Genomic DNA, 13,019 nt, shown 5'->3' with positions numbered 1-13,019 from the left:
GTTTCCGTACATTGCGGCAACCACCTCCCTTCTCGTGTGCCGCCACTGTAGGCACTCCCTCAGAGCGCGCTCAACCGAATTTCGGGGGCGAATCCGCAGACGTATCCAGGGCCGTCCGGAGCCGCCGGGTCATACCTTCCTGACGACGATCGAGTCCGGGACCAGCCGCTCCAGATCGTCCACGTCCGAGGTGTAGACGGTGACCTGCCCCTTCTGCTGGCGCGCGATGACGGCGAGCACCGCGTCGATCGCGTACTTGTGGCCGTGAAGCTCGGCGTCCGCCAGGAGTCGTCGGGCCTGACGTGCTTCGTCCTTTCCGACGTCGGCGACCTTGAGCCGGGAGAGGACCCAGTCCCATCGCTGTTCGGTGGTCCTCCCGTCATAGGCCTCGACGAGCGTCATGGGAGAGGTCACCGCCTCGGCTCCACCCCGGGCGGCGATGTCCAGCAAGGCGATCATCTTTCGGTCGCCGCGCACGGCTAGGGACAGTGCTTCGCAGTCGAGCACGAAGACGCGCGGCGGTGGCTGCCCGCGCTCACCGGTCCGCTTCACGCGGCCTCTCCGGCCTGGTGCCTTGCCATGGCGCGGCGGCGTTCGTGCTCGGCGTCGAGAGCTTCCAGATCCTCGAACGCGGCCGCGCGCTCCTCCTCGGTGACAGGGCCGTGCTCCTCCTGGAGCCAGTCGACCAGTTCCCGCAGCCGGTCCCGGTCGCGCTTGAACCGCAGCGCTTCGGCGACGTACGCCGACAGGCCTCGCTCCGCCGCTTCCGCACGGATCTCGTCAAGGAGCTCTTCGGGAATCGTTACCGTGATCTTCTTGGTCGCCATATACAAGACCATACTCCCCGTATCGCAGCCCTCACCAGTTCGACGGGCGGCCCCGGGTCACGGACATATCGGGATGATTGCGGGAAGTGGGTGTGTGCTGCGTCACGTTCGAGTTCAATGACGTGACGTGCCGCACACGCGAACACCTGCAGGGGGCCCAGGTGACTGCATTCGGACGTGATGAGACCGCCGACGATCTGCTCGCAGCGCTGCTGGACGGGATGGACGCGGCCTTGTGCGCGTTCGATGCCGATGGCGTGATCACCCACTGGAACCGTGAGGCCGAGCGGATCCTCGGGTGGTCGGCGATCGAGGCCGTGGGGCGCAAGGGGTTCGCGGGGTGGGCCGTGCGGGCCGCCGACGCGCAGGACGTGCAGGACAGACTCATGGCCGCCCAGGACGTGCAGGGGCGGCAGGTGCACGAGTTCGCGCTGCTGACCAAGGACGGCGGGCGGTTGCTCGTGCGGACCCAGTCGGCGGGGGTGCCGGGCGCCGACGGGAAACCGGCCGGGGTGTACTGCGCCTTCAGCGAGGTGCACGCGCAGATCGACCTGGAGCGTTCCATCGCCTTGAGCGAGGCGCTGATGGAGGACGCCTCCTGGGGGGTCGTGCTCGTCGACGTGGACCTGCGCCCGGCCGTGGTCAACGCCCACGCCGCCCGCGCCTTCGGGTCCGGCCGCACCGTGCTGCTCGGGCGGCCCCTGGGGGAGCTGCTGGCGCAAGGGGTGGAGGAGCTGGAGGGGGCCCTGCAGCACGTGCTGGCCGAGGGGGCGCCTCCGGCCCCGGCGGAGCTGTGGGTGTCCGTACGGGGCCCCGAGGGCGTGCGGCGGCGGTGCTGGCGGTGCGGGTTCCTGCGCCTGGCGTCGCCGCTCGCGGAGGAACCCGTACCGCTCGGGGTCGCCCTGCTGTTCCAGGACGTCACCGAGGCCCGCCAGGCGCAGCTGGACACGGCGCAGCTGCGGTTCCGGTCCCATCAGCTGTACCGGGCCGGGCGGGCCGCCGCCGAGTGCGAGGACCCGGCCGAGGCGGCGGCCGTACGGCTGGAGTTCGCCCTGGCGGGCTTCGCCGAGCACGCGCTGGTGGACGTACTGGACGGCTCGCTGCGGGAGCGCGTACGGCTGTTGCGCTGGGCGGCGTCCCCGCCCGGCCTGCCGGGGCTGCCCGAGCCCGGGGCGATCCCGGTGCGCTACGACGCCGGCCACCCGGTGCTGCAGGCGCTGGACCGGGCCGGGTCGGTGCGGACCAGCGCGCCGGGCGGGCAGGCGGACGGGGCGTGGGCGGGCGCCCGGCGCTGGCCCGAGGGTGCGGCGCACGCCCTGTGCACGGTCCTGCGCAGCCGGGGACGGAGCCTGGGGACGCTGACGTTCCTGCGGGGGCCGTCCCGGGCCGCCTTCGAGCGCGCGGACGCGGAGTACGCGGAGGAGGTGGCGGCCCGCGTCGCGGCGGACCTGGACCTGTCGGGGCGGTGAAGCCGGGGCGGCGGCCACGCAGGGCTGGGCTAAGAGGCCGGACCAGCGCCCTGAGCGACCCCGGATGAGCCGCCCTCGGGCGACCACGCCGGACAGCCCAGGAATCGCCCCGGCTGCAATCCGTCATCCCCACAGGAATAACGGATCAAGTCTTAGTGGCGGAAGAAGATGCGGTCGCCGTATTCCTGCATGACGCGGCCGTTCCACTCGTGGCCGCCGTCCACGTTGCCCGAGCGCAGGAGCGGCGGTTCGACCCCGCGGGCGACGAGCTCGCCGGCCGCGGCGGCCATGACCGCCTGCATGATCGCGCTGGTGACGACGGTGGAGGCGGGGGCGAAGGGGGCTTCGATGCCTTCGTGGGTGAGCTCGGCGTCGCCGACCGCGATCTTGCTGTCGAGGACGATGTCGCAGTGGTCCTTGAGGAAGGTGCCGGAGACGTGGCGGGACCTGGTGCCGGTCGCGTAGGCGACCGAGGTGACGCCGATGACCTTGAGGCCGATCGCGCGGGCGTTCATGGCCATCTCGACCGGCAGCGCGTTGCGCCCGGAGAGGGAGATGATCACGAGGACGTCGCCGTCACTGGCCGGGCTGCTGTCCAGGACCGCCCCGGCGAGGCCGTCGACGCGCTCCAGGGCGCTGCCGAGGGTGGCGGGCATGACGTCGATGCCGGCGGTGCCGGGGACGGCCAGGAAGTTCATCAGGGCGAGCCCGCCGGCCCGGTAGACCACGTCCTGGGCGGGGAGCGAGGAGTGCCCGGCGCCGAAGGCGAAGAGCTTGTGCCCGGCGGCCACGGCGTCCGCGATGACGGTCCCGGCCTCGTTGATGCGGGCGGACTCCTCGTCCCGTACCCGCTCCAGCAGGCCGATCGCGGCGTCGAAGAACTGACCGGCCAGCTTGCTCTCGCTCATACGCCGATGGCCTTCCGGGGTGGGAGTGGGTGAGGTTGTCGTCCGTGTCCGCCGCTCACCGTGCGGTCTGGACCAAGGGCGTGTCAATACGAACTTTCATCCAGGGGGCGAAAGGCCCGGTGGGCGGCGTAATGAGAGGTGGCCGGAGGTGCCCGGGGGGCGTTCCGGGGCGGTCCGGTACGGCCCTTGACGTCCTACACGGGACGGTTGTCGGCGCGATGGGTCAGAATTGGGGGCAGGGCCAGCGCACGCAATCCGAGGGGCACGAATGTCCGGACTGATCGATACCACGGAGATGTACCTCCGCACCATCCTCGAACTGGAAGAGGAAGGTGTGGTGCCCATGCGCGCCCGTATCGCCGAGAGGCTGGACCAGAGCGGCCCGACGGTGAGCCAGACGGTGGCGCGGATGGAGCGCGACGGCCTGGTGGCCGTCGCCAGCGACCGTCATCTGGAGCTGACCGACGAGGGGCGCAAGCTGGCGACGCGGGTGATGCGCAAGCACCGACTCGCCGAGTGCCTGCTCGTCGACGTCATCGGCCTGGAGTGGGAGCAGGTGCACGCCGAGGCCTGCCGCTGGGAGCACGTGATGAGCGAGGCGGTGGAGCGGCGGGTGCTGGAGCTGCTGCGCCACCCGACCGAATCGCCGTACGGGAACCCGATCCCGGGGCTGGAGGAGCTGGGCGAGAAGGCCGAGGCCGATCCCTTCCTGGAGGAGGGCATGGTCAGCCTGTCCGAGCTTGACCCGGGCGTGGAGGGCAAGACCGTCGTGATCCGCCGGATCGGTGAGCCGATCCAGACGGACGCACAGCTGATGTACACGCTGCGGCGGGCGGGCGTTCAGCCCGGCTCGGTGGTCAGCGTGACCGAGTCGCCCGGCGGCGTGCTGGTCGGCAGTGGGGGCGAGGCCGCGGAGCTGGAGGCGGAGATCGCCTCCCACGTGTTCGTGGCGAAGCGCTGACGGACGGACCGAGGGAGGGGTAGGGGGATGTGACGGGCTGACGCACGAACGTTCGAGCGGGTCGTCAGTGCGAGCGAATCCGACTGGTGTCGGCCTGTGTGGGCCGGTGCGGATCTGTATGGATGGTCCCGGCGCCTTGCGGCGCCGGGACCGGTCCTCCCCTGCTTGACCTGGAGCCCCGAGCTCTCAAGGTCATCCCTTCGGACCGTCTTCCCCGAGCGGCCCGCCTCCCTGTTGAAAGGATCTCCATCGGCAGCGGCGGTCAATCCTTGAGCAAGGTCACTCGAAAGAGCGGTGTTGTCGGCGAGAACCCCGTTTTCGAATACGGGTTCGATACTGTGGCCGGGAGCGAAGGGGGTGCATCTGCGGTGGTACGACGCCTCGATGTGACGGGGGCCGACGGCGTACGCCTGGCGGCCTGGGAGTTCGGCGAAGCGGCCGCGGAGCCCCAGCGGTCGCCGTCGGGTGAGCCCGCGGCTCTCTTACTGCACGGCCTGATGGGCCGCGCCTTCCACTGGACGGGCACCGCCCGCTGGCTCGGCGAGACCCGCCGCGTCGTGGCCCTCGACCAGCGCGGCCACGGCCAGAGCGAGCGCCCGCCGACCGCCGGCCCCGGCAGCTCCGTCGCGTACGGGCGCGAGGCCTTCGTGGCCGACGCCGAAGCGGCCGTCGAGCAGCTCGGCCTCGCGCCGGTGACGCTGATCGGCCATTCCATGGGCGCCCTCACCGCCTGGCAGCTCGCGGCCCGCCGCCCCGATCTCGTAGCGGCCCTGGTCATCTGCGACATGCGGGCGTCCGCGCTGGGCGAGGCCTCGCAGCAGGAGTGGGAGGAATGGTTCCGGCACTGGCCGCTGCCGTTCCCCACCCAGGACGCCGCGCGGCGCTGGTTCGGCGAGGACGACCCGCGGGTGGAGCGCCCGGATCCGGGCCGGGGCGAGTTCTTCGCGGAAGTGATGCACGAGGCCGACGACGGCTGGCGCCCGCTGTTCTCGCGCCGGCAGATGCTGACCGCGCGGGAGACGTGGGTGCACGACGCGCACTGGGAGGAGCTCGCCCAAGTCCGCTGCCCGACGCTGGTCGTCCGCGGCCTGGACGGCGAGCTGGGCCGGGCCGAGGCCCAGGAAATGGTCCGCGTCCTGCCGGCCGGACAGTACGCGGAGATCCCGGACGCCGGGCACTACCTCCACTACGACCACCCGACGGCTTGGCGGGCGGCGGTGGAGCCGTTCTTGGAGGGCATCAAGGCGCCGGCGTGAGGGGTGGGGCGGGGCCGGGCGCGGGGGCGGGGGCCCGGACAGGACCGGCCGGGCCGGTGGGGCGGCTGTGGGCCCGGGTGTGGCTTGTTGCTCCTCCTTTGCCGGATGGGCCTCCTGTGGGGCCCTGTGGGGCCGTACGGGGCCCTGCGGGGCCCAGGTGCGGCCGACGGGGCCGGCGGGTCGGCCCGGGTCGTCGCGGGCTGTCGGCCCGGCGGGCTGTCGGGCCGTCGGGTGGCGGCTCGGCCGGGCTGTTCGGCCCCTGCGGGCGACGCGGCATCCGTAGCGCGTCAGCCGGCGTCACGGTGCCGTCGCCGCTCCAGGAGCAGCCCTCCCGGCGCTGGGAGCCGGTCTACGGGGCTTCCAGGAGGGTGAGTTGTTCCGGCAGCGGGAGGGCTTCGCCCGCGGCGAAGGCGGCCGCGAAGGCCTCCGGGCCCAGGGCCGCGCGGGCTCGGGCCGCCGCCCGGTCGGTGTCGGTGCGTTCCGCCTGGGGGCGCGGGGTGCCCACCGAGGCGCGCAGCGCCGTCGCCGTGCCCAGCAGGGAGGCCGCCCGGGCGGGCGGGAGTATCCCCGCCAGGCCTTCGAGGGCCAGCGCGAGCGCGCGGGGATCCCCGGAACGGCGGGCCGCCGCGAGGCCTTCCCGGTGGAGGGACTCCGCCGCGGCCGGGTCGGCCCGCAACTCCGCGACGTACCCCAGCTCCGCCAGGACCAGCGCCGCTCCGGAGTCCACGCCGAGCCGCTGGTTCCAGTCGAGCCACGGCCGCAGCCGGGCTTCGGCGCCGTCCAGGTCTCCGCCGCGCCGCGCGCCCAGGGCGAGCCCGATCGCCGCGAACTGCTCGGCCGGGCGGTGGCATTGCTCCTCCGCCAGCCGCAGGGCCTGCTCGTGCAGCACGGCCGCGTGCGCCAGGTCGCCGGTCAGCAGCGCGATGCGGCCCTGCCGGGCCAGCCGGTAGGAGGCGTGCGTCCACAACTCCAGTTCCTGCGCGTCCCGTACGCCGTCCTCGTGCAGCTGCGCCGCCGCCGCGTAGTCCCCGGTCACCTCGGCGAGGATGCCGAGCTGCTCGGAGGTCTGCAGCTGGCCCCAGCGGTCACCGAGCTCGGTGAACACCGCGGCGGCGGCCTCCGCGTTGCGGCGCAGTTCCGCGAGGTCGCCGTCGTACATCGCCCGCGTCGAGAGGGTGAGCAGTGCGACCGCTTCGCCCCACCGGTCGCCGCTTTCGCGGAACTGATCGGGGAAAAAGGCGAGTTCGTCCTCCAGGACGCCGGAACCGAAGCCGCACCGGGCGTAGGTCAGCAGCCACTGCCCCCGGAGGTCGGCGCCGGAGAAGTCGCCGCCCAGGTGGCTGTCGTCCCCGCCGAGCAGTGCGAAGGCGGCGTGCAGGGCCGTGGCGCCCGCCGCTCCGGTGGCGTCGGTGGCTTCCTGGATCCGGCCGCGCAGGAACCAGTACCAGGACTGCGCGCCGACGAGCCGCAGTCCCAACTCCCCGGCCCCCGTGTGCTCCAGGGCGGCGCGGGCGTTGAGGCCCTCCCGGTCGAGCCGCCGCAGCCACTCGCCCTGCTCGGGCCCGTGCAGCCGCTCGGCCGCGCGCTCGGCGAACCCGGTGTAGTACTCCGCGTGCCGCTGCCGGGTCGCGCCCGTCTCCCCGGCGGCGTCGAGCCGCTCCAGCCCGTACGCCGCCACCGACTCCAGCAGCCGCAGGCGCGAGTCTCCGTACGCCGAGACCACGAGCGAGCAGTCCACGAGCCGCGTGACGAGATCGAGGACGTCCTCACCGCGGATGCCCTGGCCGGGGCCGCTCTGACCGGGACCGCTCTGGCCGGAGTCGCTCTGACCGGGGCCGCCCTGTCCGGAGTCGCTTTGACCGGAGCCACTCGGACCGGGGCCGGTCCGCCCGGCGGCGCCACCGTCCGCGCACACCGCCTCGGCCGCCTCGACGGTGAATCCGCCCGCGAACACCGACAGCCGGCGCAGGACCGTCGCCTCCGCCGGGGAGAGCAGCTCCCAGCTCCAGTCGATCGTCGCGCGCAGCGTGCGCTGGCGGGCCGGGGCGTCGCGGCGTACCTGGTTGAGCAGGCGGAAGCGGTCGTGCAGGCGTTCCGCCAGTGCCTCCACCCCCAGGACCCGCACCCGCGTCGCGGCGAGTTCCAGCGCGAGCGGGATCCCGTCCAGCCGGCGGCAGATCAGGGCCACGGCCTCCGCGGTGTCGGGGCCGAGGACGAAGCCGGGGGCGGCGGCCGCCGCGCGGGCCGCGAAGAGTTCCGCGGCCTGTGCCTCCGCGAGCGGGGCGACGGCCTCGATCACCTCGCCCGAGAGCGCGAGCGGCTCCTGGCTGGTGGCGAGGACGCGCAGGCCGGGGGCGCGGCGCAGGAGCCGTTCGGTGAGGGCCGCGGCGGCCGGGAGGAGGTGTTCGCAGTTGTCGAGTACGAGGAGTGCCGCGCGCCGCCGCAACGCCTCGGCGAGCCGGTCCTCGACACTGCCGCCGCCCGCGTCGTCCTCGCGCATCCCGATCGCGGCGGCCACCGCTTCGGCGACCGACGTGGCGTGCGCGCCGGCGAGTTCCACGAACCACACCCCGTCGGGGTGGGCCTCCTCCAGCCGCGCCGCCGCGGCGAGCGCGAGCCGGGTCTTGCCGACGCCGCCCGGCCCGCACAGCGTCACCAGCCGCCCGGCCCCGAGTGCCGCGCACACCCGGGCGACGGCCTCCTCGCGGCCCACCAGGGAGCTGACGGGCGTGGGCAGGTTGCCGCCGCCGCCCGCGTGCGCCCGGCCGCTCCGAGCCACCTCCCCTGAGGGGCCGCGCCCGGCTGCCGAAGCCGGGCCCGCGGCCGAGGCCGGGGCCGCCGCCTCCGGGCCCGCCCCCGCCTCGGGGCCCGCCCCCGCCTCCGGGCCCGTCAGCGCCGGGTCCTGGCGCAGGATGGCTTCGTACAGACCGGAGAGCTCCGCTCCGGGGTCGATGCCGAGTTCCTCGGCGAAGAGCTCGCGCAGGTGCGCGTAGACGGCGAGGGCCTCGCTCTGGCGGCCGGCGCGGTACAGCGCCCGCATCTGGCTGCCGCGCAGCCGCTGGCGCAGCGGGTGGGCCGCGGCGGGGCCGGCCAACTCGTCGGCGAGCTCGCGGTGTTCGCCGAGTCCGAGGCGGGCCTCGGCCAGGTCCTCGTACGCCGTGATCCGCTGCTCCTCCAGCCGGGCGATCGCCGCCTGCGTGAAGTCGGCGTCCCGGAAGTCGGCGTACGCCTCCCCCTGCCACAGCCCGAGCGCCCGCGCCAGCAGCTCCGCCCTGGCCCGCGGCTCCGCCTCCTTGCGCGCGGCGGCCGTCAGCTCCGCGAAGCGGTCCGCGTCCACGGCCCGCGCGGGAGCGCGCAGGGCGTAGCCCGCGGGACCGTACGCGACGAGAGCGCGTGCGCCGTCCTCGGCCTTGGCGAGGGTCCGGCGGAGCTGGGAGACCTTGGTCTGGAGGGTGTTCCCCGGGTTGCCGGGGGCGGCGTCGCCCGCCCCGCCCCACAGGTCCTCGATCAGCCGGTCCACCGGCACGGGCCGGCCGTCGCGTACGAGGAGGGCCGCGAGCAGGGCCCGTACCTTCGCCTCGGGAACGGGTACGGGAGTCCCGTCATCCGTGCGGACGGTCAGTGGCCCCAGCACCTCGAAACGCATGCCGCAACGTTACTTCTTGCCCGTCAGAACGGTGTGAGGAGACGAACCATGGAAGCGTGCGAGCGCCCGTGCGTGACTCGTGCGCGGCCCGTGCGCGCCCCCGGACATGGTGTTCCTGTGACCGCGACCGAGCGGTCAGGCAACACACCGGAAGGAACAGTCGGATGACCACGACCATGACCACGACCGCCGCCACCACGAGCCCCCTCTCCCGCGAGATCCGCCTCGCCGCCCGCCCCGTGGGCGAACCGGGCCCGCACCACTTCGACCTGGTCGCCACCGAGGTCCCGGAGCCCGCCCAAGGGCAGATCCTGGTCCGCAACACCTGGATGTCCGTGGATCCGTACATGCGGGGCCGGATGGACGACGCACCCTCCTACATCCCGCCCTTCGCCCTCGGCGCGGCCCTCGAAGGCAGCGCGATCGGCGAGGTCGTCGCCTCCCGCTCCGCGGCGGTGCCGGTCGGGGCGACCGTCTCGCACTTCCTCGGCTGGCGGGAGTACGCGGTCCTCGACGCGGCCGCCGCCACCGTCGTGGATCCCGCGATCGCCTCGCAGTCCTCGTACCTCGGTCCGCTCGGCACCACGGGCCTGACGGCGTACGCGGCGCTGACCCGCACCGCCCCGGTCAAGGAGGGCGACGTCGTCTTCGTCTCCGCCGCCGCCGGCGCGGTCGGCAGCGTCGCCGGGCAGCTTGCGCGGCGCCTGGGCGCCTCCCGGGTGATCGGTTCGGCGGGCGGCCCGCTGAAGACGAAGAAGCTGCTGGACCGCTTCGGCTACGACGCGGCCGTGGACTACCGCCAGGGCGACCTGGCCGGCCAGCTCGCCGAGGCGGCCCCCGAGGGTATCGACGTCTACCTCGACGCGGTCGGCGGCGACCACCTCCAGGCGGCCATCGGCGCGATGCGCCAGGGCGGGCGGATCGCCATGGTCGGCGCGATCAGCGGCTACAACGCCACCGCTCCGGCGGTGGGCCCGGACAACCTCTTCCAGGCCGCGGCCCGCGAGGTGACCCTGCGCGGGATGCTCGTCTCCAGCCACTTCGACCTGTTCCCGGAGTGGATCGGCCGGGCCGCGGGATGGCTGGCGGACGGCAGCCTGCGCACGGAGGAGACCGTCGTCGAGGGCATCGAGCACGCCCCGGAGGCCTTCCTCGGCATGATGCGCGGCGCGAACACCGGCAAGATGCTGGTCCGCCTCTCCCCGGAGACCGCCACCGCGAGCGTCTCCGCCCTCACCACCGATGCCCGATGAGCGCCGCCCTGGTCGTCCTGGCCCACCCCCGCGGCGATTCCCTGACCGCCCAGCTCGCCCGCCGCGCCGTGGCCCGGCTGGAGGCCGACGGCCACACGGTCGACGTGCTCGACCTGCACGCCGAGGGCTTCGACCCCCGGATGGGCGCCGAGGACGAACCGGACTGGTCGGACCCCGACAAGGAGTACTCCGCCGAGACCCGGGCCCACATGGACCGGATCGCGGCCGCCGAGATCCTCGTGGTGGTCTTCCCGCTCTGGTGGTTCGGCCTCCCGGCCATCCTGAAGGGCTGGATCGACCGGGTCTGGAACAACGGCTTCGCCTACGGCCGCAGCCACCCGCTCCTGAAGGGCAAGCGGATGGTCTGGATCCCGCTGGTGAGCTACCCGGAGGCGAAGTTCAAGGAGCTCGGCTGGGACGAGCCGGTGGACCGCCTCCTGCGCGTCGGCATCTCGCAGTACTGCGGCATCGAGGAGGCAGTCGTCCACTTCGTCTACGACTCCCTGAGCGCGGGCGCCTCGGCCCTCGCCGAGGCGGACGCCGCACTGGCTCCACAGCTTGAGAGCCGTGCTCATCTTTAGAGCCGTGCTCATCGACGGGAGCGGCCGAGGGGGTGCCCGGCGCCCACGGGCCGGGCACCCGTCCCGCGTTCAGCGCTACTCCGTGCCGGGGAGCCAGCCCCGCTGGACCGCGCGGACGCCGAACTCGAACCGGCTCGCGGCGCCCAGCCGTTCCATCAGCCCGTTGGCCAGCCGGCGGGCCGTGCGCGGCGAGACCGCGAGCCGTTTGGCGATCGCCTCGTCGGTCAGGCCCTGCGCCAGCAGGCGGATCACCGTGGTCTCCTGCGGGCTGAGCCCGCCCCCCTCGTCACGCTCCTCGGGGGTGCTGCCCAGGGGCCGCGCCGCCGACCAGACGTTCTCGAAGAGTGCGCACAGCGCCGTCAGAGTTCCCTGGCCGGTGAGGACCACCGCGCCCGCCCCACTGTCTTCGCTGCTGACCGGGATGACGGCGGTGGTCCTGTCGAAGATCATCAGCCGGGTCGGCAGGTCGGGGGCGGTGCGCACCTCCCCGCCGAGCTCGCCCAGCCACGTCGCGTAGGCCACGGTGATCTGGCTGTTGCGCACGCTGTCCTGGTACAGGGTGCGCATCCGCACGCCGCGGCCCAGCAGTGCGAGGTCGTTCGCCTTCGAGGCCTCCTGAGTGTCCGGCCGCTGCCCCCCGCCGGGTGCGAACGTCATCAGCTCGGACCGGACCCCGTGCGCCAACCCGGTGATCCGGGTCCGTATCTCGTCCAGGCCCACCAGCTGCTCGACGCCTGGGCTGGGGGCGGCCGGGCTCAGATCGGCGAACTCCGCGATCAGCTGGGCGGCGGCCGCGCGCGACGACTCGATGCGCAGTTGCTGGGCCGCGAGCTCCGCCTGCTGGCGGGCCATCAGGATCTCCATGCCGACCTCGGGTGGGACGGCGTGGAGCTCTCCCTCCCGTTCGTAGGACGGGCGGAGCAGGGCCAGCTCGCTGAGCAGGTCCAGACTGTTGCGGATGTCTGCCTCGGATACGCCGAGACGGCCGGCAAGAGCACGCACTCCGTCGCGCGGGTGCGCGAGCATGGCGCGGTAAACGGCCTCGGCGGTCGCGTCGAGGCCAAGCGTTGCAAGCACAGCGGTTCCCCCCCCTGTGTACCCCCGTGAATCAGGGTCCGAAGATCATCGCACGCGGTGTCCAGCGAGGGACCAAGCGGTCCTTGGCCGCTTCCGGCCATGGCCCGAACAGTCCACGTTCAAGTCATATGCCCGAAGTGAAGAATTCGGGATCGTGGAGTGCATGTACCTCGTTCACGCGGCCCTCCGCGCTCCCGAGCCCGGCACCCAACTCCCGCCGCACGCAGGCGAACTCATTCGCGCCTTTGCCGGCGCCAGTGCTGCCGGTGCCGGTGCCGGCGCCTGTGGCCCGGTGGAGCACGTTTCCGCGCATCCGCACGCCCTGCCGGATCCGACCCTCGGCGTCTATCTGCTCGCGGACAGCCTGAACGAGGCGGAACGGCGTACGGAGGCGCTGTGCCGCCGCGCCTTCGAGGAAGTGCCGGCCCTGTGGGGCTGGACGGTCGGGCGCGTCGGCGCACCTCTGGTCACGCCGTACTACGAGCACCTCCTGGCGGCCGCTTCCGGACGTGCTGGACGGAACGGTCCAGGTCCGGTTCCGTCCAGCTGAAACCCCTTCCACCCGCCGTGACCTGCGACGAAAGTAGTGATCGCCGGAAGGGAACACCGCCCCGAAGGCAACACCGGAGGAAACGTCACCGCGGGACGTGAGACCGGAAAAGGCCGCTCATCCCAGCTTTCGCAAAGGACCACTCCCATGCTTCGCACCCGCCTCGCCAAGGCCGCCGCGGTCACCACTCTCGCCCTCGCCGCGATCACCCCGGTTCTGGCCGGCCAGTTCACCGCCACCACCACCACCGACGAGACCCGCATCACCGCGACCACCGGCTGGCAGACCGCGCCCGTCGGCAAGCTCACCACTGGCTGGCAGTAACTGGCCCCGCCGCCGGGGGAGCAGCGCCTTCAGCGCCACCCCGCCGCGGCCCACGAACTTCACCGCAGGACGCAGGACGCAGGACGCAGGACCGCCCGACCGTAAGACCGCCCGACCGTAAGACCGCCCGACCGTAAGACCGCCCGACCGTAAGACCGCCCGACCGC

General features: G+C 73.4%; 12 protein-coding genes. 7 read left to right on the top strand and 5 right to left on the bottom strand.

Annotated features, from left to right (window positions below; genetic code table 11):
• Positions 1-129: 129 nt before the first annotated feature.
• Both MTF69_RS30330 and MTF69_RS30325 read right to left on the bottom strand, forming a co-directional pair.
• A complete protein-coding gene (locus MTF69_RS30330) occupies positions 130-552 on the bottom strand; it encodes a hypothetical protein (RefSeq protein WP_243339375.1) in 423 nt (140 codons plus the stop codon).
• Positions 549-827: a ribbon-helix-helix domain-containing protein gene (locus MTF69_RS30325; RefSeq protein WP_243339374.1), complete on the bottom strand. Its 279-nt coding sequence runs from the start codon at positions 825-827 to the stop codon at positions 549-551. The genes MTF69_RS30330 and MTF69_RS30325 overlap by 4 nt, the downstream gene beginning before the upstream one ends.
• Positions 828-988: 161 nt before the next feature.
• Here MTF69_RS30325 and MTF69_RS30320 point away from each other — a divergent pair, with 161 nt between their 5' ends.
• Positions 989-2,296 (top strand): PAS domain-containing protein, encoded by a 1,308-nt coding sequence (locus MTF69_RS30320; protein ID WP_308401472.1) that lies wholly within the window; start codon positions 989-991, stop codon positions 2,294-2,296.
• 152 nt (positions 2,297-2,448) lie between these two features.
• Here MTF69_RS30320 and MTF69_RS30315 read toward each other — a convergent pair whose 3' ends face one another.
• A complete protein-coding gene (locus MTF69_RS30315; protein ID WP_243339373.1) occupies positions 2,449-3,204 on the bottom strand; it encodes an SIS domain-containing protein in 756 nt (251 codons plus the stop codon).
• A 268-nt stretch (positions 3,205-3,472) separates the two neighbouring features.
• Between MTF69_RS30315 and MTF69_RS30310 the strand changes: the two genes are divergently transcribed.
• The gene (locus MTF69_RS30310; protein WP_243339372.1) at positions 3,473-4,165 is read left to right on the top strand and encodes a metal-dependent transcriptional regulator; all 693 of its coding nucleotides are present in this window, start codon (positions 3,473-3,475) and stop codon (positions 4,163-4,165) included.
• Between the two features lie 368 nt (positions 4,166-4,533).
• On the top strand, positions 4,534-5,421 hold the full coding sequence (locus tag MTF69_RS30305) for an alpha/beta fold hydrolase (protein WP_243339371.1): 888 nt from the start codon (positions 4,534-4,536) through the stop codon (positions 5,419-5,421).
• Between the two features lie 349 nt (positions 5,422-5,770).
• Here the strand turns inward: MTF69_RS30305 and MTF69_RS30300 are convergent, their stop codons facing one another.
• Entirely contained in the window at positions 5,771-9,067 is a 3,297-nt protein-coding gene (locus MTF69_RS30300; RefSeq protein ID WP_243339370.1) for a BTAD domain-containing putative transcriptional regulator, read from the bottom strand.
• Positions 9,068-9,231: 164 nt separating this feature from the next.
• Between MTF69_RS30300 and MTF69_RS30295 the strand changes: the two genes are divergently transcribed.
• Both MTF69_RS30295 and MTF69_RS30290 read left to right on the top strand, forming a co-directional pair.
• Positions 9,232-10,320, top strand: coding sequence for an NADP-dependent oxidoreductase (locus tag MTF69_RS30295; RefSeq protein WP_243339369.1), 1,089 nt, complete (start codon positions 9,232-9,234; stop codon positions 10,318-10,320).
• The gene (locus MTF69_RS30290; RefSeq protein WP_243339368.1) at positions 10,317-10,901 is read left to right on the top strand and encodes an NAD(P)H oxidoreductase; all 585 of its coding nucleotides are present in this window, start codon (positions 10,317-10,319) and stop codon (positions 10,899-10,901) included. The genes MTF69_RS30295 and MTF69_RS30290 overlap by 4 nt, the downstream gene beginning before the upstream one ends.
• Positions 10,902-10,976: 75 nt before the next feature.
• Here the strand turns inward: MTF69_RS30290 and MTF69_RS30285 are convergent, their stop codons facing one another.
• Positions 10,977-11,978, bottom strand: coding sequence for a helix-turn-helix transcriptional regulator (locus MTF69_RS30285; RefSeq protein WP_243339367.1), 1,002 nt, complete (start codon positions 11,976-11,978; stop codon positions 10,977-10,979).
• Between the two features lie 163 nt (positions 11,979-12,141).
• Here MTF69_RS30285 and MTF69_RS30280 point away from each other — a divergent pair, with 163 nt between their 5' ends.
• Positions 12,142-12,528: a hypothetical protein gene (locus tag MTF69_RS30280; protein WP_243339366.1), complete on the top strand. Its 387-nt coding sequence runs from the start codon at positions 12,142-12,144 to the stop codon at positions 12,526-12,528.
• Between the two features lie 147 nt (positions 12,529-12,675).
• Positions 12,676-12,852 (top strand): hypothetical protein, encoded by a 177-nt coding sequence (locus MTF69_RS30275; protein WP_243339365.1) that lies wholly within the window; start codon positions 12,676-12,678, stop codon positions 12,850-12,852.
• Positions 12,853-13,019 lie beyond the last annotated feature (167 nt).

Origin of the sequence: Streptomyces sp. AP-93 (genome assembly GCF_022808175.1) — a bacterium.
Classification (GTDB): Bacteria; Actinomycetota; Actinomycetes; order Streptomycetales; family Streptomycetaceae; genus Streptomyces.
Note: the sequence above shows the minus strand (reverse complement) of the source record. Positions and strands in the feature narration are given on the sequence as shown.

Excerpts from the sequence above, each read along its gene's own strand:
- MTF69_RS30325 (WP_243339374.1), bottom strand. The coding sequence starts at position 827 with ATGGCGACCAAGAAGATCACGGTAACGATTCCCGAAGAGCTCCTTGAC.
- MTF69_RS30315 (WP_243339373.1), bottom strand. The coding sequence starts at position 3,204 with ATGAGCGAGAGCAAGCTGGCCGGTCAGTTCTTCGACGCCGCGATCGGC.
- MTF69_RS30310 (WP_243339372.1), top strand. The coding sequence starts at position 3,473 with ATGTCCGGACTGATCGATACCACGGAGATGTACCTCCGCACCATCCTC.
- MTF69_RS30300 (WP_243339370.1), bottom strand. The coding sequence starts at position 9,067 with ATGCGTTTCGAGGTGCTGGGGCCACTGACCGTCCGCACGGATGACGGG.
- MTF69_RS30295 (WP_243339369.1), top strand. The coding sequence starts at position 9,232 with ATGACCACGACCATGACCACGACCGCCGCCACCACGAGCCCCCTCTCC.
- MTF69_RS30290 (WP_243339368.1), top strand. The coding sequence starts at position 10,317 with ATGAGCGCCGCCCTGGTCGTCCTGGCCCACCCCCGCGGCGATTCCCTG.
- MTF69_RS30280 (WP_243339366.1), top strand. The coding sequence starts at position 12,142 with ATGTACCTCGTTCACGCGGCCCTCCGCGCTCCCGAGCCCGGCACCCAA.
- MTF69_RS30275 (WP_243339365.1), top strand. The coding sequence starts at position 12,676 with ATGCTTCGCACCCGCCTCGCCAAGGCCGCCGCGGTCACCACTCTCGCC.